The sequence below is a fragment of the Formosa sp. F44 genome (genome assembly GCF_056238645.1).
Window position 1 is genome coordinate 44,485 of sequence record NZ_JBWDLJ010000005.1, and the last position, 20,200, is coordinate 64,684.

At 33.4% G+C, this 20,200-nt stretch carries 17 protein-coding genes; 11 read left to right on the forward strand and 6 right to left on the reverse strand.

The features are described from left to right. Positions 1-7 precede the first annotated feature (7 nt). Together AC0UBM_RS15450 and kdsA are read right to left on the reverse strand one after the other, a co-directional pair. Entirely contained in the window at positions 8-865 is an 858-nt protein-coding gene (locus AC0UBM_RS15450; protein WP_414035335.1) for a hypothetical protein, read from the reverse strand. A gap of 35 nt (positions 866-900) precedes the next feature. Continuing rightward, a complete protein-coding gene (kdsA, locus tag AC0UBM_RS15455) occupies positions 901-1,719 on the reverse strand; it encodes a 3-deoxy-8-phosphooctulonate synthase (protein WP_475689232.1) in 819 nt (272 codons plus the stop codon). A gap of 489 nt (positions 1,720-2,208) precedes the next feature. Here kdsA and typA point away from each other — a divergent pair, with 489 nt between their 5' ends. The 7 genes from typA to AC0UBM_RS15490 all read left to right on the forward strand — a co-directional run bounded on the left by typA (position 2,209) and on the right by AC0UBM_RS15490 (position 10,354). Then, complete coding sequence (gene typA, locus AC0UBM_RS15460) at positions 2,209-4,008, forward strand: translational GTPase TypA (protein ID WP_414035337.1); 1,800 nt, start codon at positions 2,209-2,211, stop codon at positions 4,006-4,008. Between the two features lie 109 nt (positions 4,009-4,117). After that, positions 4,118-4,348 (forward strand): uroporphyrinogen decarboxylase, encoded by a 231-nt coding sequence (locus AC0UBM_RS15465; protein WP_414035338.1) that lies wholly within the window; start codon positions 4,118-4,120, stop codon positions 4,346-4,348. 223 nt (positions 4,349-4,571) lie between these two features. After that, positions 4,572-6,020, forward strand: a complete 1,449-nt coding sequence (locus AC0UBM_RS15470; protein ID WP_475689233.1) for an MBOAT family O-acyltransferase — start codon at positions 4,572-4,574, stop codon at positions 6,018-6,020. Continuing rightward, entirely contained in the window at positions 6,021-6,929 is a 909-nt protein-coding gene (locus AC0UBM_RS15475) for a hypothetical protein (RefSeq protein ID WP_475689234.1), read from the forward strand. Positions 6,930-6,945: 16 nt separating this feature from the next. Beyond that, positions 6,946-7,896 (forward strand): FemAB family protein, encoded by a 951-nt coding sequence (locus tag AC0UBM_RS15480; RefSeq protein WP_475689235.1) that lies wholly within the window; start codon positions 6,946-6,948, stop codon positions 7,894-7,896. Beyond that, positions 7,889-8,989, forward strand: coding sequence for a DegT/DnrJ/EryC1/StrS family aminotransferase (locus AC0UBM_RS15485; RefSeq protein ID WP_475689236.1), 1,101 nt, complete (start codon positions 7,889-7,891; stop codon positions 8,987-8,989). Before AC0UBM_RS15480 ends, AC0UBM_RS15485 begins: the two co-directional genes overlap by 8 nt. Further along, positions 8,990-10,354 (forward strand): O-antigen translocase, encoded by a 1,365-nt coding sequence (locus AC0UBM_RS15490; RefSeq protein ID WP_475689237.1) that lies wholly within the window; start codon positions 8,990-8,992, stop codon positions 10,352-10,354. A gap of 31 nt (positions 10,355-10,385) precedes the next feature. On the opposite strand, the gene AC0UBM_RS15495 is transcribed toward AC0UBM_RS15490, so the two are convergent. After that, positions 10,386-11,267, reverse strand: coding sequence for a glycosyltransferase (locus tag AC0UBM_RS15495; RefSeq protein ID WP_414035343.1), 882 nt, complete (start codon positions 11,265-11,267; stop codon positions 10,386-10,388). 54 nt (positions 11,268-11,321) lie between these two features. Here AC0UBM_RS15495 and AC0UBM_RS15500 point away from each other — a divergent pair, with 54 nt between their 5' ends. Both AC0UBM_RS15500 and AC0UBM_RS15505 read left to right on the forward strand, forming a co-directional pair. Beyond that, positions 11,322-12,194 (forward strand): glycosyltransferase family A protein, encoded by an 873-nt coding sequence (locus tag AC0UBM_RS15500; protein ID WP_475689238.1) that lies wholly within the window; start codon positions 11,322-11,324, stop codon positions 12,192-12,194. After that, the gene (locus tag AC0UBM_RS15505) at positions 12,160-12,561 is read left to right on the forward strand and encodes a sugar 3,4-ketoisomerase (protein WP_414035345.1); all 402 of its coding nucleotides are present in this window, start codon (positions 12,160-12,162) and stop codon (positions 12,559-12,561) included. Before AC0UBM_RS15500 ends, AC0UBM_RS15505 begins: the two co-directional genes overlap by 35 nt. Here AC0UBM_RS15505 and AC0UBM_RS15510 read toward each other — a convergent pair. The 3 genes from AC0UBM_RS15510 to AC0UBM_RS15520 all read right to left on the reverse strand — a co-directional run bounded on the left by AC0UBM_RS15510 (position 12,538) and on the right by AC0UBM_RS15520 (position 15,170). Then, positions 12,538-13,485, reverse strand: coding sequence for a glycosyltransferase family 2 protein (locus AC0UBM_RS15510; RefSeq protein WP_475689239.1), 948 nt, complete (start codon positions 13,483-13,485; stop codon positions 12,538-12,540). The genes AC0UBM_RS15505 and AC0UBM_RS15510 overlap by 24 nt on opposite strands. Positions 13,486-13,488: 3 nt before the next feature. Continuing rightward, the gene (locus tag AC0UBM_RS15515; protein WP_475689240.1) at positions 13,489-14,379 is read right to left on the reverse strand and encodes a glycosyltransferase family 2 protein; all 891 of its coding nucleotides are present in this window, start codon (positions 14,377-14,379) and stop codon (positions 13,489-13,491) included. Positions 14,380-14,486: 107 nt separating this feature from the next. After that, the gene (locus tag AC0UBM_RS15520; RefSeq protein WP_382384520.1) at positions 14,487-15,170 is read right to left on the reverse strand and encodes a cell division ATP-binding protein FtsE; all 684 of its coding nucleotides are present in this window, start codon (positions 15,168-15,170) and stop codon (positions 14,487-14,489) included. Between the two features lie 183 nt (positions 15,171-15,353). On the opposite strand from AC0UBM_RS15520, the gene AC0UBM_RS15525 reads away from it, so the two are divergent. Both AC0UBM_RS15525 and AC0UBM_RS15530 read left to right on the forward strand, forming a co-directional pair. Further along, positions 15,354-18,371, forward strand: a complete 3,018-nt coding sequence (locus tag AC0UBM_RS15525; RefSeq protein ID WP_475689241.1) for a tetratricopeptide repeat protein — start codon at positions 15,354-15,356, stop codon at positions 18,369-18,371. A gap of 31 nt (positions 18,372-18,402) precedes the next feature. Further along, positions 18,403-20,112, forward strand: coding sequence for a porin family protein (locus tag AC0UBM_RS15530; protein ID WP_475689242.1), 1,710 nt, complete (start codon positions 18,403-18,405; stop codon positions 20,110-20,112). The last annotated feature ends 88 nt before the right edge of the window (positions 20,113-20,200 follow it).

The following is a 20,200-nucleotide window of genomic DNA, read 5'->3' on the forward strand; positions in this document are numbered from 1 at the left end:
TTTAGAATTATAGTCTAAAAATACCTCCAACAGAAAGAATAGCTTCTCCAAAGAAAAAGTGCTGCGATGCGCGATCTGATGGATTCTGGGTTGTACGAATATCTGGCATATTTATAAAACCACCTTTTAAATCTCCTTGAATAAAAAAGTGTTTAAAAAAGGTTAAGTTTAAACCTGCACTAGCAGAAACTCCATATCCTGCAATATGGAAATCGTCGTGCCTGTCGTAAACTAAAAGTTTAGCATTGGTTTTGGGGTAAAGTACACCACCTCCAAGCGCTTCGGTTATATTCACTTGAAAAACATCTGTATTTCTAATTCCGAATAGGCTAGAAATATCGTCATATCTGGCAAGTTCGGCATGTATATAGTTTAAACCATCTGTATGTTCGAAGGTTAAAAAGCCTTCATTTAAATATACAGGATCGTCTCTAAATGTATTGTTATAAATTGCACTTTCGTCGCCTTCAGGAATATCTATGTATCCATTTCCACGTACCACTTGGTTGTTAGTCATTACATATTTCATATGGTCTAAACTAATCGTAACAGCATAGTGATCGCTAATAAAATATCCTAAGCTAAAATTAGTTTGAGGTATTGTCATATGAACCGGATTTATATAATCGACATGCCAACCTTTAGCTTTGTCGTGAGCATCTACATCGTACAATGTAAAATTATAATTATCTCCTGTAAAAGTAATATCCGAATTAGAATATGTATCTCGGTTTCCGCCCCAGCTAACAAAGAATTTTCCTTTGTTGGACGATGTGTATTTTAGAGTGTCTACACTCTGAGCATTTAAGTTTAATAAGGGCAATAGAGTACTTCCTATTAAAAATATAATAGTGGAAATTTTCATTAAAAAGGGGGTCTAAATTAAAAAGGGAGGCTAAATTAAAAAGCAGTTATGGTTTTTCTAATGGCGACAAGATGTTTTAATAAACCTTCTAAGTGGTCTAAATGTAACATGTTTGCACCGTCACTTTTTGCATTTGCAGGGTCGAAATGTGTTTCAATAAACAGTCCGTCTACGTTATTTACAATTCCAGCTCTAGCAATAGTTTCAATCATATCGGGTCTTCCACCTGTAACACCACTAGATTGATTAGGTTGCTGCAGGGAATGGGTAACATCTAAAACTGTAGGTGCATATTCGCGCATGGTTGGGATACCTCTAAAGTCTACAATCATATCTTGATACCCAAACATGGTACCACGATCTGTAATCCAAGCTTTATCATTTCCAGAATCTTTAACTTTTTGCACGGCATGTTTCATCGCTTCTGGACTCATAAATTGCCCTTTCTTTAAGTTTACTACTTTTCCGGTTTCGGCAGCAGCGACAAGTAAATCTGTTTGGCGCACTAAAAATGCAGGAATTTGTAAGACATCTACATATTCGGCAACCATGGCGGCATCTGATATTTCGTGAATATCTGTTACGGTTGGGATATGAAAGGTGTCTGAAACTTTCTTTAAAATCTTCAATGCTTTTTCGTCACCTATTCCAGTAAAACTATCAATTCTACTACGGTTTGCTTTTTTAAAGCTTCCTTTAAATACAAACGGAATGTGTAAGGCATCAGTAATCGATACTATTTTTTCGGCAATACGTAATGCCATGTCCTCTCCTTCAATGGCACACGGCCCAGAAAGAAGAAAGAAATTATCAGAATCTGTATATTTTAATTGAGGAACATCTGAAAGTTTCATATGCTATATATATTTTAGGCTGCAAAGTTACGGAAAATTAATACGTTTTTACAGGTGTATGCTTAGGACTTTAATTTGATGCTCTATTAAAATCCGGAAGAACCATTTAAATTAGTGTTGCAAAATTATAGAGTCACGATTTATACAAAAGGAAATTGTTTTATAAGGCTTAAAACGTTGTAAAAATAAAGTGCTTTGTAAAGGTGAAATTGATGTTTTTTTAGGAGGCTTATATCTATATATTATGTACCATATTATTGAAATGATCTTCAGATTCTAATAACAGATGGCAAAATTGTGTATTTCTTAATTATCTAACATTTTATTAATGATTTGATATGCAATTAGTAAGGTGTGAGTTTTAGTGTGAATACGTATTGTTAGTAAATAAATAGGAGATGAGATTATTATAACATTAATTAATGACATATTAATCTTTATTCTAAAAAAATAAAATGTACATTTGCACGCTTAAATAAGGCATCAATTATGGCTAATATTAAAAACATTGCAATTATTGCACACGTAGATCACGGTAAAACTACTTTGGTTGACAAGATTATGTACCACTGTCAATTATTCCGTGAGAACGAAAATACTGGGGATTTAATCCTTGATAATAATGATTTAGAGCGTGAAAGAGGAATTACAATTACTTCTAAAAACGTTTCAGTTATTTATAAAGACACAAAAATCAATATCATTGATACTCCTGGTCACGCCGATTTTGGTGGTGAAGTAGAGCGTGTATTAAACATGGCAGATGGTGTGTTATTATTGGTAGATGCTTTTGAAGGGCCTATGCCACAAACGCGTTTTGTATTACAAAAAGCAATCGACTTAGGCTTAAAACCTTGTGTTGTTGTAAATAAAGTAGACAAGGAAAACTGTACGCCAGAAGAAGTACATGAAAAAGTATTCGACTTAATGTTTGAATTAGGTGCAGAAGAATGGCAATTAGATTTCCCTACAGTTTACGGTTCTGCAAAGAACAACTGGATGAGTGATGATTGGAGAAATCAGACTGAAAACATCGAACCATTATTAGATATGGTAATCGAACACATTCCAGCTCCGAAAATACCAGAAGGAAATACTCAAATGTTAATTACATCTTTAGATTTCTCTTCATTTACTGGTCGTATCGCGATTGGACGTTTAACAAGAGGTGAACTTAAAGTTGGACAACAAATTTCTTTAGTAAAAAGAGATGGTAGTGTTGTAAAAAATAGAATTAAAGAACTTCATATTTTTGAAGGTCTTGGACGTATAAAAGTAGACGAAGTTCAAACAGGAGATATCTGTGCGATTGTTGGTCTTGAAGGTTTTGAAATTGGTGATACTGTTGCTGATTTTGAAAATCCAGAAGGATTAAAAACAATTGCTATCGATGAGCCTACTATGAGTATGTTGTTTACAATTAACGATTCACCTTTCTTCGGAAAAGATGGAAAGTTTGTAACATCTCGTCATATTAAAGATCGTTTAGAAAAAGAATTAGAGAAAAACTTAGCATTACGTTTAGGTGAAACTGGAAGTGCAGATAAATTCATGGTATTTGGTCGTGGAGTATTACACTTATCAGTTTTAATTGAAACGATGCGTCGTGAAGGTTACGAATTACAAATTGGGCAACCACAAGTAATCATTAGAGAAATCGATGGTGTTAAATGTGAGCCAATTGAAGAATTAATGATCGACCTTCCTGAAAATGTTTCTGGTAGAGCAGTAGAATTCGTTACATTACGTAAAGGAGAAATGTTATCTATGGAAGCTAAAGGAGACCGTATGGTTTGCGAATTCTTAATTCCTTCTCGTGGTATTATTGGTTTACGTAACCAATTATTAACTGCTACAGCTGGTGAGGCTATTATGGCACACCGTTTTAAAGAATACCAACCATTAAAAGGAGCAATTCCTGGACGTGTTTCTGGATCTTTAGTATCTATGGAAAACGGTAAAGCAATTCCTTATTCTATCGATAAATTACAAGATAGAGGTAAGTTTTTCGTTGAACCTGGTGAAGATATTTACGAAGGACAAGTTATTGGTGAAAACTCTCGTCAAGATGATATGAACATTAACATTACTAAAGCTAAAAAGCAAAGTAACGTACGTTCGTCTGGAGCAGATGATAAAGCTAAAATTGTACCTGCAATTAAATTCTCTTTAGAAGAAGCTTTAGAATATATCCAAAAAGATGAGTATGTAGAGGTAACTCCACATTTCTTACGTATTCGTAAAGTACACTTAACAGAAGTTGAGCGTAAGCGTAATAAAATTATGTAATACTTACAGACTTTTAATAGTTATTGTAAGATTATCAATATATTTAAAGAGGAATCCTTTGTTGGGTTCCTCTTTTTTGTTTTCTATACTATAATTTAAAAGTGAAACTATGGACGTTTTAGGTATTTCGGTAACTGAATGGATTGGTTATTTAGCATCTTTTGTATTGCTAATTTCTTTTACAATGAAAGATGTTGTAAAACTAAGAATAGTAAACACTATTGGCTGTGCATTCTTCGTGGCTTATGGTTTTATGTTAGAGACGTCTTGGCCAATTGTGATTACAAACGCTGCTATAATTCTTATAAATTTTTATTATTTATTTCTTAAGAAAAAATAAACCAATAATGCCATGCTTTCTCGCTTAGGCTAGATAATGTATAATTACTTTGTACTGAAATGTGGTTATACGTCTAATTCATTAATTAAATTAAAGGAAGCGCATGCCTAATTATTTATCTTCGTTATTTAACTATAAATTCACGACTTTTAAAGTCCAAGTATTGTTTCTGTCCTAAGTTTTATAGGGAAGACGAGAATACAATAGTTACGAATATTTTTTTATGTTATTCAACTCCATAGATTTTGCCGTGTTTTTGCCAATAGTTTTTATACTCTATTGGTTTGTCTGCAATACTAAACTTGGAATCCAGAACATACTTATTGTTTTGGCTAGTTACCTTTTTTATGCCTGGTGGGATTGGCGTTTCCTGTCCCTAATTCTATTTAGTACTATAGTCGATTATTCTATTGGATTGGCGCTTTCTAAACAAGAAGATTCATTTAAAAGAAAAGGATTACTATGGACTAGTGTCTTTATTAACCTAGGATTACTCGGAGTCTTTAAATATTACAACTTTTTTCTCGAAAATTTTGTTCAAGCTTTTTCACTCTTTGGAGGAGATTTGCGTTATAATTCCTTAAATATTATTCTTCCTGTAGGGATTAGTTTTTACACGTTTCAGACGTTAAGTTACACTATCGATATTTACAGAAAGCAATTAGAACCCACAAAGAACTTCGTAAGCTTTATGGCGTTTGTGAGTTTCTTTCCGCAGTTGGTGGCAGGACCAATAGAGCGCGCTAGGGATTTGTTGCCTCAGTTTGAAGCAAAGCGTACGTTCAATTTTAATAAAGCAACAGACGGTTTAAAACAGGTGCTTTGGGGACTCTTTAAAAAAATGGTAATTGCAGATAACTGTGCTATTTTTGTAGATGAATTTTTTGGGAATCACGACGCCTATTCCGGAAGCACGTTATTAATTGGAGCATTTTTCTTCACTATTCAAATTTATTGCGATTTTTCGGGCTATTCAGATATCGCGATTGGAGTCTCTAGATTATTCGGTTTCAACTTATCTAAGAATTTCGCATTTCCATATTTTTCTAGAAATATTGGCGAGTTTTGGAGACGGTGGCACATATCGTTAACGACATGGTTCAGAGATTATTTTTATATTCCTATTGGCGGTAGCCGCGGTTCTAAGCTATTCCAAATTAGAAACACTATTTTAATCTTTTTAGTGATCGGGTTGTGGCACGGGGCGGCTTGGAAATTTATAGTGTACGGTCTTATAAATGCAATGCATTTTTTGCCTCTAATTATTTGGGGACGAAAGCCATCGAATAAAATTAAAGTACAATCCACTAGTCTTGTTCCAAGTGCTAATGAAGTTTTCGGGATTTTAAAAACATTTACATTTTTAGTGTTAGTCCGCGTGTTTTTTAGAGCAGACAATTTGCAAATTGCCGTAAGTTATCTGTCCGAAATATTTTCGAGCTCATTATTTACCATACCAGAATTTGCAAATCGGACAGGTGCGTTCGTGGTTTTTCTAGGGATTATGGGTTTTATGAGTATTGAATGGCTTGGTAAAACCAACGAATATGCCATCGAGAAATTAGGACAGACTTGGAGACGACCGTTTAGATGGGCATTTTATTATATACTTGTCTTCTGTATTTTTTACTTTTATGCGAAGCCACAACAGTTTATTTATTTTCAGTTTTAAATGAAGACATTTCTTAAATTATTTCTGTTTTTCTGTCTACCTGTTTTGGTACTAGGCTGTGCTATGGAATTTGCATTGCGACAAATCCCAAATGCCTATCAGGTAAAATCCGATTATTTAAAAGGACATCACAACAGTATAAAAACGCTACTTTTGGGGAGTTCACATATTTTATATGGCGTAAATCCGGAATTTTTAACAGCAGACGCATTAAATTACGGACATGTATCACAAACTATAGATATTGACTATGCTATACTACGTCAGCATGTAAACGATTTAGAGGCTCTAGAGACGGTGGTGCTAAGACTTTCATATACTACACTTTTCGAGCAATTAAAGGAAGGAGACGAGAGGTGGAGGCTTAAAGATTATGCGTTGTATACCGATGTAAATTTAGACTCTAATTTAAAAGACCATTTTGAAATATTAAGCGTTAAATTTAAATATAATCTCGAGCGACTTTATGCGTATTACATTTTAAATCAAACTTCCCAGCATGTCAATGCAAGAGGATGGGCATTTAAAGAAAAGGATGCCACTATCGAAAATATAGAAGACGTTAGTATGCGTGTCGCCAAAAAACACACGGCGACTTCAGACGCGTTATATAGCGAGAATTATAAAATATTAGAGAATATTATCAAAAAATGTAATGAAAGTGGTATAAAAGTCGTTCTTGTTACTATGCCCGCTTATAAAGCGTATATTCAGCACTTAGAAGTGTTACAGCTGGAGAAAACGATAATGGCGGGAAAGCTTATGGACTCTAAATATAAAAATTGCATATATTTAAATTATCTGGATGATAAGCGATTTGAAACCTCAGATTTTTTAGATGCAGATCATTTGAATAGTCAAGGAGCAAATAAATTTTCAAAAATAATAAATGGCATACTAATGCAATAAAATGTATTTTTAATTAATGAGCCAACTAAAAGTAGAGCGTTACGCAGTACAACATTTCGATCTTTGGAATACTTTTATTTCTGAAGCAAAAAACGGAACATTTTTGTTTCATCGTCATTTTATGGAGTATCATAAAGATCGGTTTGAAGACTTTTCTTTACTCATTTATAAACAGTACAGCCTGATTGCCGTAATACCCGCAAATCGAAACGCCGATAGTCTCTATTCTCATCAAGGTTTAACTTTTGGAGGTTTAATTTTAAAGCAGAAACAATCTGTTAAAGATATTTCATTGATTTTTGAAGCACTTTTTCTTTTTTTACAAAAGGAAAAATTTAAGAGCTTTATTGTTAAAGAAATGCCTGAAATTTATTTTAAAACGCCTGCTTTCGAGTTTAGCTATTTTTTAGCTAAACAAGCCAAACTCGATAAAAGAGAAATGGTATTGGCGGTAGATTATTCTAGGCCATTAACCATACATAAAACAAAGCTTAAGCATTTTAGAAAAGCCAAGGATATTGACTTTGAAATTAGGGAAAGTTCAGATTTTACTCCGTTTTGGACAGACGTTTTGCAACCACGATTATTAGAAAAACATCAGGTTAAGCCTGTGCATAGCTTGGAAGAAATAACGTATTTAAATACCTGCTTTCCTAAAAATATTAAACAATTTGATGTTTATTTAGATAATAAAATATTAGCGGGTTTAACCCTATTCGAAAACGAACATATTGTGAAGTCACAATATGGAGCAACCACAAAAGAGGGCGAAAAGCATAGAGCTTTAGATTTTTTATTTTTGTCCTTAATTTATAAATACAAGGCAGAAGGCAAACGTTTCTTTTCAATGGGTACGGCAACAGAGCAGAATCGTTTGGGCTATAACGAAGGACTTTTAAAACAAAAAGAAGAATTAGGATGTAAAGTCTATTTACAAGATTTCTTTAAATTGCAATTGAATGATTAAATTTTTAGACCTACATAAAATTAATGCACGCTATCACGATGCTTTTCAATTAAAATTCCAAGAGTTTTTAAATTCTGGACATTATATTTTAGGACAAGGTGTGACTAATTTTGAAACTGAATTTGCTTCATTTTGTGGTACCAAGCATTGTATTGGTGTTGGCACTGGTCTAGATGCTATTACCCTTATCTTTAAATCGTATATAGCTTTAGGAAGATTAAATGAAGGCGACGAAGTTTTAGTGCCAGCAAATACCTTTATCGCTAGCATTTTAGCCATCATACAAGCGGGATTAAAACCGGTTTTTGTAGAGCCTGATATACAGACGTATAATATTGCTGTTTCAGAATTGGAGCAGAACATTTCATCTAAAACTAAAGCGGTATTGGTTGTTCATTTATATGGACAATTGGCAGATATGAACGCGATTCAGAAATTAGCCACTAAAAATAATCTATTAGTTGTAGAAGATGCAGCACAAGCGCATGGTGCAGTGTATTCCGATGGTAGAAAATCCGGAAATTTAGGAGATGCTGGGGCCTTTAGTTTTTATCCGAGTAAAAATTTAGGTGCTTTAGGGGATGGCGGCGCTGTGACTACTAACGATGTCGATTTGGCCGAAATGCTAATGAAACTTAGAAACTATGGGACATCGTCTAAATACGTTAATGATTATTTAGGATATAACTCACGCTTAGACGACATTCAAGCTCGTTTTTTAAGTGTAAAACTAGCACATTTAGATGCGGATAACGCGCACCGACAAAAAATAGCAAATCGCTATCTTTCAGAGGTCAAGAATCCCAAAATAATATTACCTTTATGCGCAGATTGGAAATCTCATGTTTTTCATCTTTTTGTAATTCGGGTAGACCATAGAGAACGTTTTATCAGTTTTACTAAAAAGCATAATATTGAAATTCTAATCCACTATCCAATTCCTCCCTATAAACAAAAAGCATTAAGCCATTACAGTGCTTTACAGCTACCGGTAACAGACCGTATACATAATACTGTGGTAAGTTTACCTATTAGCCCTGTAATGGAAGATCAAGAAGTAGATTACGTAATAAATGTTTTAAACGGGTTCTAATTGAAAAAAATAAAAAAGTATATAAATAATAATGTTTTAATTAAGGTTGCTTCTTTAAACTCAGCTTCAGTAATTACTAGAATTATTACAGGGTTTTTAACGTCTAAAGCCATCGCTATTTATATTGGACCGGAAGGTTTAGCTTTAATTGGAAACTTACGAAACTTAGTAAGTTCTGCGCATTCTTTTTCTGTTTTAGGAATGTACAGTGGTATTATAAAGTATATCTCTGAGTTTAAAACTAACACTATAGAATTAAGTAAAACCTTATCTACTGCTTTTTATCTGGGTTTTATAGCAACTACACTCGTTTCTTTTTTATGCTATTTTAATGCGGAGTATATAAATACGCTTGTTTTTCCAACGTATAGCGATTATGCATACGTTATTCGAATATTGGCTCTCGTGTTGCCTTTTTATTCCATGAATATGTTTGCCTTTGCCATAATGAATGGGTTTTCAAAGTATAAAATGTTACTCATCATTAATATTATTGGTCAAGTATTAGGGGCATGTATAACACTTATCTTAATATATCAGAATAGAATCGATGGAGCTTTAATCGCTATTGTAGTCGGGGAATCTCTTGTCTTTTTAATCACCATGGTAGGAGTAATTAATCAGCGTAGTTTAATTCCATTAGTTCGTGCTAGTCGTGTAAGCTTTACCTTTGTAAAACGGTTAAGTGCGTTTTCTACCATGGCCTTGTTTTCAGCCATTGTTTTACCTATTGTAGCTATTGCTATTCGGTCTTATATTATTGATAATATAGGCTACAAGGATGCTGGTTTTTGGGAAGCGATGGTCCGGATTTCTAAATACTACTTAATGTTTGTTAGTTCGTTAATGGGGCTTTATATTTTACCTCGATTTTCAGAAATTGATAATATTAAAGAGTTTAGAGAGGAAGTTTTTGGATTCTATAAAACCATAATTCCTGTTTTTGGACTAGGTTTATTTGTGATTTACTTACTCAGGCGCTTTATTGTCGCTATTGTGTTTACAGAAGAATTTAAACCTGTAGAAGATTTGTTCTTATGGCAACTTTTAGGCGATTTTGTAAAAGTACTTTCCATAGTGATCTCGTATCAGTTTTTAGCAAAAAAAATGTTCTGGCATTATATTATTACTGAAGCCTTTTCTGTAATTATATTGTATTTAACGAGTATGTATTTTATAGATCTCTATGGGGTTAAAGGAGCAACTATAGCCCATTTTGTAACTTATGTTATGTACTATGGCATTATTTTATTAATTTTTAGTACCTCACTATTTGGAGTGTTACCAGAAGATACAGCGCTCTTAGTAGATGAAGAAGATGAAAACAAGGAAAAAGATGAAGAAAATAAAATAGACAAGAACTAGGTACTTGCTTTTATAAATAAGTCGTAATCTTTTAAAACAGGATGTTTAATTGTAATCTTGACATGAGATAGAAAAAACGAAAAGCAGTTTCTGCATCTCGGTTTTTAAGCGCTAATCGTAACTCGTAAATCACTCTATTTTGAAGGGATTTATGTTCCTCTTTACTTGTGTTTAAATAGAATGCCTTCTTGCAAATCAGGTACGTAGATTTACCTAAATTAATGCGGTCTCTTCGTTTAAAATTAGAACTTAAAGAATTAGATAGAATACGTTTCTTTACTAAAACTTTATCGACATAGTCGTACTCATAAATTCTAGACGATCTAAACCAGAAATCTACATCTTCGTAAGCTAAATTTTCATCGTAACCACCAAGTGCTTTTAAAACGTCGGTTTTTATAAGCATAGATGTTGCACTTAAATAGAAACTATGTAACAGCCTGCAGTATATATCGCCAGTTTCAGGCTTTTCTTTAGCGGTGCCATCTTCGTTCAAGTCGTAAAAAAAAGAAATATGATCGCCTTTAGCATCGACCCGTTCTATATTTGAAAAAACAACACCTAAATTTTTATATTTTGAAGTTTGAAATTTAGAAACTTGGCTTTCTACAGAGTTGGGTAATAAAATATCATCAGTAGCTAAATCTACTATATATTCGCCTTTAGCGTAGCGTAATGCATTGTTAAAGGTTTTAGTATTTCCAAGATTTGTCTTGTTTTCTATAAACTGAGCATCGTGATTTTTTACCCAATCCTTAATAAGGTCTACAGAATTATCTTGGCTAAAGTCGTCGCAAATAATAACCTGAATAGGACTATACGTCTGGTTTTTGGTAGAGTTTAGAGATTCAATTAAGAACTCGGCATGATTATAACATAAGCATATAATCGTTACTAAAGGATTTCTAGGCATGATTCGGTTAGCGAGGTTTTTCTTTTTGTAAATTTACAAACATAATGGAATATAATGCATAACAATAATAAACTTCTGAAATTAGAAATTTTAATTTCTACAATGCTTCAAACAGATTTACTGTTTTTAGAGAAGATGTTTCCTCACGAGCATTTTTCTAATTTCAATATTATTATTGTAAATCAAACTTCTGAAGATAAAATTTTAGAGTCTACATATCCCAATATTAAAGTCGCAAATTCTTTTGAGCGCGGTTCGCCTGCTAGTAGAAATTTAGCCATAAGACTAGGAACAGCAGATGTGTTTTTAATGTCGGACGATGATATAGTTTATGAAAAAGGTTTGGAAGAAACAATATTGAATGCACATCGCAAACATGAGGATGCCGATATGATTTCATTTGAAGCCATAAATGAGCAACACGAATTGTATACTAATTATTATCCTGAAGGCGAACATACTAAAAAGTCCTTGTTAAAAATCTATACTTGGGTAATCACGTTTAAGCGTGAGGTCTTTCAAGACCATGAAATCTATTTTAATCACCATTTTGGTGTGGGATCTACGTTTAAGGGATCGACAGAATATGTGTTTCTTAGAAATGCATTCGATAAGGGGCTAAAAATGATTCATATAAGTAAGGTTATAGTAATGCATCCCAATTTAAGCTCTGGAGTTTTAATGGGAAGTGATAATGCTTTTTTTTCAAGGACAGCTCGTATGCAACGATTTATAGGTAATTTGAGTTATATTTGGTTAATAAAGTATGTGTTGTTTACGTGGCGACACCAGTATATTAAATTTACAGATATACCGTATAAATTTAAACTGGGTTTACAAGGTATAAGTAAATATAAGGAGCTAGAAACTAAGAGGGAAATAAATAAAATACATGTCAGTCAGAATTATAGATATACCGAAAATTAAGGATAGAAGAGGTAACTTAGCCGTTATTGAAAAAGATATTATACCGTTCGATATTAAGCGTGTGTATTATTTGTATGATGTACCTAGTGATGCTTATCGCGGAGGTCATGCTCATAAATCGCTATATCAGCTATTAATTCCCTTAAGTGGTAGCTTTGAGGTCCGTATAAAAAACGGATTAGAAGAAGAGTTAATTACCTTAAACAAACCAGATAAAGGCTTACTGATTGTGCCTGGGATTTGGCGTGAAATAGAAAATTTTTCGTCGGGTTCTGTGTGTTTAGTTTTGGCTTCGGCCGAGTTTGATGAGGACGATTACATTAGAGATTTTAATGACTATCTCTTATTTAAAGGCGCTAAAATGTAAATGCGATGATTTTAGAAATAATTGCAAGCGTTTGGCTAGTAAAAGTGTAGATCGGTTACATTTTAATAAGACCTTCTGTTTCCAATTTAAATTGGTGAGATCCATTTTCTCCACGCAATTTTTAAATGCTAATTCGTCTGAATTCACTTTAAACATTAAGGCCAAGGCAAATCGGTTTAGGTCTAAATATTTTTTCAGGGAAGTATGCTGTGCTATAAAAGGTTCATATTGATCTAAATCTATATAACTTTTAAGATCTTTATTGCTGTTAGAAAGTCTGTTTTCTGCGAGTAGATTATGAGTTGCTGTAAAGGTATTGGTAAACGCTACGGGGTGCTTTAAAGCTAATCTTATCCACAGGTCAATATCTTCTCCAGGACCTGTTTTAATGCGGTTGTCGAAACCTTTTACACTTAAAAAAATGTGCTTTGGTATAGATACTGCCGATGTCCATGCAATACAATTTATCGTGCTCGCTTCAAAAAAATCTAAAATAACACCGCTCCATGCTTTTGAACTAGGAATACCAAAGTAAGTCGATGGAATAATAACATCGTGCATACGTTTTTGATACGCGGTACAATACAAACCGCAACCTGGGTAATCCTGATATAAATTATAAAGAGATTCTAAATGATTATGTTCCCAGATGTCATCGGCATCTAGAAATGCAATATGGTTAGTTGTTGCTTTGTTTACACCGTAATTTCTTGCAAAACTTACGCCCTGATTTTTTATAGTATAAATATGTAGCCTAGGATCGGAAATGCTATTAATAACGTCTAAACTTTGATCTGTAGATCCATCATTTATTATAATAATCTCGAAATCTATAAACCCTTGTTTAAGAACCGAATCAATGGTGTTTTTAATATGATTTTGCTTGTTATATAACGGTATTACGACAGAAAAAAAGGCTTTCATATATTAAGAATTTTGGTCGGCGTAACACATATAAGAAATGCGATAAAATTGCAATATTTTAATAGATGGTGTGTTTCCGCATAAATTCATTTCCATTTGCTTATTAAAGGCTCTGTAAAATTTAGAAAGCACAAAACTTAGTTTAGTTTTTTTTAGAAACATAAAAAGTGATAAAAGATCGTTATTATGTGTCTTCATTTTATCCTGTTTTACAAGCAGTAATAGGGTATGGACTGCCGATTTTAATTTGTTCAAATAGACTTCGTTTTTTTCTAAGCCCAGATGAAATACGGGATTATTTATGTGTAAAACTCTAACATTGTGATTTTTAAGTAAAGCGCCGAAATAATTATCTAAACCATATACTTTATGCTTTACAAGCGAATTTAAGGTTTCAAAAATTGATTTTTTTATTAAGAAATTTGCAGATATTATAATCTTATACGGATTGGTATTTCTAATATTAGCATTTACTTCTTCTTTCTTTCGGCCGTATTCCCATCTTAATATATACGCGCTAGAAGGCTTTTTTTTATGATAAGAGAATCCGCCAAATACAGCTTCATGTTCTTCTTTCATAGCGGTTAGGTATTGTGAGATAAAAGTTTCGCTAACGGGCATTGTGTCTGCATCTAAAAATAGTAACCAATCGTATTTAGAGGCTTGAGAGAGTAATTGTCTTGTTTTTGTGCGACCGTTATTTGTAGTAGATTTTATTAAGGACGTGAATTCAAGCGTTTCAATTTTACTGTTTGCTAGCACAAATTCATTTGCAGAAGCATCGTCTAAACAAATTATTTCAAAAGCATAATTTCCCTGCATGAGTTGCTTATGCAGGTTTTGCACTAAATTGACAACATTATAATTGTATATGGGAATTAATACGGATAACATGCAGTGAAAGGTGGTCTATAATTAAATGTAGAACGGTCTTTTATGAAAAAAAGTGTAAAGAAAACGACTTATTTTCATCTTATTAAACAATCCTTTCTGAGAGAAATCTAACTTTTTCGTTGTACCACTTCGTAAAGTTGGTTGTCGTCACATTTTAAAGTTTTACTCGGGTATTTAAGTAATAACGCATAATCGTGAGTGGCCATTAAAATGGTATTTCCATTTTTATTAATGTCCTGAAGCACTTTCATAACTTCGATACTTGTTTGCGGATCAAGATTTCCGGTAGGTTCATCGGCAAGAATAAGTTCAGGATCGTTTAGTAATGCACGAGCAATGGCAACACGTTGTTGTTCTCCTCCAGAAAGTTCGTGAGGGAATTTAAAGCCTTTGGTTTTCATACCAACCTTTTCTAAAACTTCATCGATACGTGTCTGCATTTCAGATTTGTTTTTCCAACCTGTTGCTTTTAATACAAAACGTAAATTTTCAATAATATTACGATCGACTAAAAGTTTAAAATCTTGAAAAACTACGCCTAGCTTTCGTCTTAAGTAAGGGATTTCTTTTTCTTTTAATGTACGCAGGTTAAAGTCAACAATACTACCTTCGCCTTCGGTAAGAGCAAGGTCGCCGTAAAGGGTTTTCATAAAGCTACTTTTTCCTGTTCCGGTCTTACCAATTAAATAGACAAAATCGCCTTTGTAAACTTCAACGTTAACATTAGAGAGTACGAGACTATCGCCTTGAGAAATAGAAGCGTCTTTTAAATAAAGAACAGTTTGTGGCATAAGAATTGTAGATTTTTTGTGCGTTGTAAATGTATCATTTTATAATAACTTTTAAAACATAGCACGATTGCTTTTTTAAAGAATATTTTGAAGTTTTATTTTTTTTATACATAATTATAACTCGAAAATTTCGTTATAGAATTTAGATTAAATTATCTTTGATTTAATTAAAACTTAAGGTTAATGATTAGGAGTAAAATTTTATTATTTTTATTAGCTATTGTGATGAGTGGCCCGATGTTGGCACAGCAATCCGCAATTTATACAAACGACCAAGCAGAATATTTTAAAGCACTATCCTTATATAATAATAAGCAATATTTAGCGGCTCAAGATATGTTTACAGACATCCAACGGAAGTCTACCGAACAAGTGATACAGTCCGAATGTGCTTATTATATCGCCAATATAGCCGTGCGCTTAAATCAAATTAAAGCAGACGATCTCGTCGAGCAATTTGTTATCGATTATCCGACGAGTCCAAAACGAAACTCCGCATATATGGATGTTGCAAACTTCTATTTTAAAAGTGGAAAATATGCACATGCAAAAAAGTGGTACGACCGTGTAGATGAACGTGGCTTATCGGCTATGGAACAAGATGATTATAATTTTAATAAAGGTTACACGGCTTTTATTACAAAGAATTATAGCAACGCAAAGACTTACCTAGCTAAGGTCGAAAATTCAAAAACTTATGGTGCGCAAGCCAAGTATTATATTGGATATATGGCCTACCAAAGTGATGATGCAGGACAGGCTAATCAGTATTTCGATCAGGTTAAAGACCAGTCGAAATACAAAGAGAAAATGACATATTACAAAGCCGATTTAAATTTTAAATTAGGAAATTTTGAAGAAGCTATCGCTTTGGCAAAAGAGCAAATCCCGTATAGTAATCGAGAAGAAGAGTCTGAGCTAAATAAGATTGTTGGAGAGAGTTATTTTAACTTAGGAAAGTACGACGAGGCCATTCCGTATTTAACATTGTATACTGGTAAAAGAGGAAAGTGGAGTAACACAGATTATTACCAATTAGGTTACGCGTATTACAAACAAAATGATTACGACAGAGCAATTTCCGAGTTTAATAAAATTATAAGTGGGAACAATGGAGTTGCTCAGAATGCCTACTATCATTTAGGAGAAAGTTATATCCGCTTAGATAAAAAAACGGAAGCATTAAATGCATTTAGAAATGCATCTAGAATGGATCATGTGACTAAAATTCAGGAAGACGCATGGTATAATTATGCGAAAATTAGTTATGAAATAGGAAACCCGTATGAGTCGGTTCCTACGGTATTATCATCTTATATCGCAAAATATCCAGAGAGTCCTAATCGTGCTAATGCAGAAGATTTATTAGTAGATTCTTATATCACATCTAAGAACTATAAAGAGGCGTTAAAAATATTAGAGAATAAAAACGACGCAACCAGTAAAGAAGCATATCAAAAGGTGGCATTTTATAGAGGTTTAGAATTGGTAGAAGAAGAAAAGTATACCGAGGCATTAACTTTTTTCGATCTGTCGTTAAATGAACAAATCAATACAGAATATACAGCTCGTGCCAATTTCTGGAAGGGAGAATGTAATTATAATTTAAATAATTATGCCGAGGCGGTTATAGATTTTAAGTCTTTTAATCTGTTTTCTGGAATACAAACAGACGAACATGAAGTTGTAGATTATAGTTTGGGTTATGCCTATTTTAAGCAAAGAGATTATAGCCAAGCAACCGAACACTTTAATACGTTTACTAAAAATTATAACGAGGATCAGGTAAAATTAAACGATGCTTATTTGCGTTTGGCCGATGGGTATTTTGTATCAAGTAATTACGAGTCTGCTATTAATGCGTATAATTCGGCTATTAAATTGGGTGAAATAGAAACGGATTATGCTACTTTTCAAAAGGCAATTAGTTATGGCTATATTGGTAATTCTAAGACTAAAGTTTCGGAATTAGAACGCTTTATAGATACATATCCAAAATCTAAATTAAGAGACGATGCGATGTACGAGCTAGGAAACGCGTATACCAAATCTAATCAGAACGATAGAGCCGTGGCTATGTACAATCAGTTGAGTTCAGAATACAGAATGAGTTCTTTAACGCCTAAAGCCATGCTTCGTGAAGGTTTAATCTTTTACAACGATAATAAAAACCAAAAAGCATTAGAGCGTTTTAAAACTGTAGCCGCGAGCTATCCAAATACACCGGAAGCCATTCAAGCCGTGTCTACAGCGCGTTTAATTTATATTGATTTAGGAGAAGTTGATGCTTATGCCAGTTGGGTAAAAACCTTAGATTATGTAAAAGTAACCGATGCCGATTTGGATAATTCAACGTATCAGTCTGCAGAAAAAAGATACTTAGACAACGAGGTCGATGATGCCATAAAACAGTTTAATGGATATCTAGCTCAGTTTAAACCAGGCTTACATACTAACGAAGCACATTTTTATTTAGCCCAATTATATTATAAAAAAGGTCTCACGGTAAATGCTGCGCCTCACTATAAATATGTTGTCGATGCGCCACGTAGTGAATTTACCGAAGAAGCTTTGGTACGATTATCTCAAAGTTATCTTGATGGCAAAAATTGGTTAGATGCCATTCCTGTGTTAGAACGTTTAGAAACCGAAGCGGCGTTTCCGCAAAACGTTGTATTTGCACAGTCAAATTTAATGAAAGCTAACTATCAATTAAGTAAATACAATAGTGCTGTAAGTTATGCCGAGAAAGTACTAGCTAATAAAACTATAGACAACAAGATTAAAAGTGATGCTCATATTATAATAGCCAGATCGGCTTTTAGTACTAAGGATCTTGAGCGTGCTAAAGTGGCTTACGAGGAAGTGAGTAAAGTAGCTACCGGAGAAACTGCGGCCGAAGCCTTATACTATAGTGCTTATTTTAAGCATCAGGATCGCTATTATGAAGAATCGAATGCGCTTGTACAACGCCTAGCAAAAGATTATTCAAGCTACAAATATTTCAGTGCAAAGGGACTAGTTGTAATGGCTAAGAATTATAAAGAATTGGGCGATGCTTTTCAAGCGACTTACATTTTAGAAAGTGTGATCGAAAACTTTTCGACTTATAAAGATGTAACCTCAGAAGCTCAAAAAGAGCTTAAAGATATTAAGCAAGAGCAGGCTAAAACCAATTCGTCAGTACAAACTCAAGACTAAATTAAAACCGTTAAAAACACCTACTTATATTATGTATAAGCAATTTCAATATATATTAACATTAGTCGCTGTGCTTTGTAGTTCGACTTTAATGTTTTCTCAAGAAAAGGATACCATACAAACAGATGTAATTAATGTAGTTAAGCCTTATACGCCTACAATTTCTGATGCTTTTAAGGTAAAAACAACACCAACCTTAGATGATAATTCGACCACAGAGAAAAAGCCTATTAATTATGAAATTCTTTCGGTACCTGTAGCATCAACTTTTATTCCTACAAAAGGAACTGCTGCGACCATAGAAAAAGAAAAACCAGAACGTTTTTACGATAGCTATATTAATTTAGGCCTGGGATCTTACGGTAGTTTAATTTCAGAATTATCTGTTGCAAAGGAGTTTAATCGGATTGGAATATTTGGTGCTAAGATCGCATACGATAAATCGAACGGCGAAATTGAAGACGTTAATTTAGACAGCGGATTTTCAGATTTTAAGGCAGACTTCGAATATATTAATAGACAAAGAGATAAGACCTGGAGTATAATGGGAGGACTCGAAACTCAGAAGTATAATTGGTATGGAACCGAAAATTCTAATCTAAAAGATATAGATGTGGCTCACGATTATTTCGACTTATATCTGTCGGGAGAAGTTGAATACGAATATACCTATGTAAAATCGGCTAGCGTACTATTAAGACGTTTTTACGACGATTTTGATTCTCAAGAATCGCATCTTAAATTCACAGGGAAAGTAGATTTGCCAATTTTGGACGAAGAAATTACTACCGATGTAAGGTTCGAGTTTTTCTCTGGCGAGGCTGGAACGTCATATAATTTAGATCATACACCTGAATACGGAAATGTATTACTAGGTGTGTCTCCTAAGTATCAACTAAATCGCGAAGATTTTACTTTAAACATTGGAGCTTCAATGTACTACATGTTAGGAATAAACGATACAGAGAGCAACTTTTATGTTTACCCAAATATAACAGGAACATTTAGAATTGTAGACGATGCCGTAATTGCTTATGGAGGATTTACAGGAGATGTTATACAAAATACATATAGAGATTTTGTTAAAGTTAATCCGTATTTATCGCCTTCTATTAGTGTTAAACCTACAGATAATAACTACAACGCCTATGTAGGAATGTTGGGGAAATTTACAAACGATATAGGATATAATGTAAAAGTTGGGTATACCTCTGAAGATGATAAATCTTTGTTTAGAAAAAATAGGATAACGACTAACAATTTTGAAAAATATAGCTATGGTAACTCTTTTATGGTAGTTTACGATAATGTTACCACCATACAAGCATTGGCAGAGTTAAATGTAAATATGAACAAGAATTTAAAAATAGGATTTAGAGCCGAGTATAATAATTACGACACAACGTTGGAAGAAGAGGCTTGGAATTTACCTAATATTAAAGCGTCTGTTTTTGGAGATTATATGTCAGACCAGAAATGGTTTGCAGGTGCGAATATATTCTATGTAGGAAAGCGTAACGATCAATACATCACAGGAAATAATATAAATTTAACGACGGAAACAATTGATGTTGATGGCTATTTAGATTTAAACTTAAACGGTGGTTATAACGTGACAAATTCTTTTACGGTATTTTTAAAATTGAATAATATTACAGCCCAAAATTATGAAAGTTGGAATAATTACGATGTTCAAGGGTTTCAAGTGTTGGGAGGAGCGACTTTTAAATTCGATTTCTAAGAAATACGATTGTATAATTTTAAAAAGCACCTTTAAGGTGCTTTTTTTTATGGGTTATAGAATTTAAGAAGATGACAGAAAAAAGAGG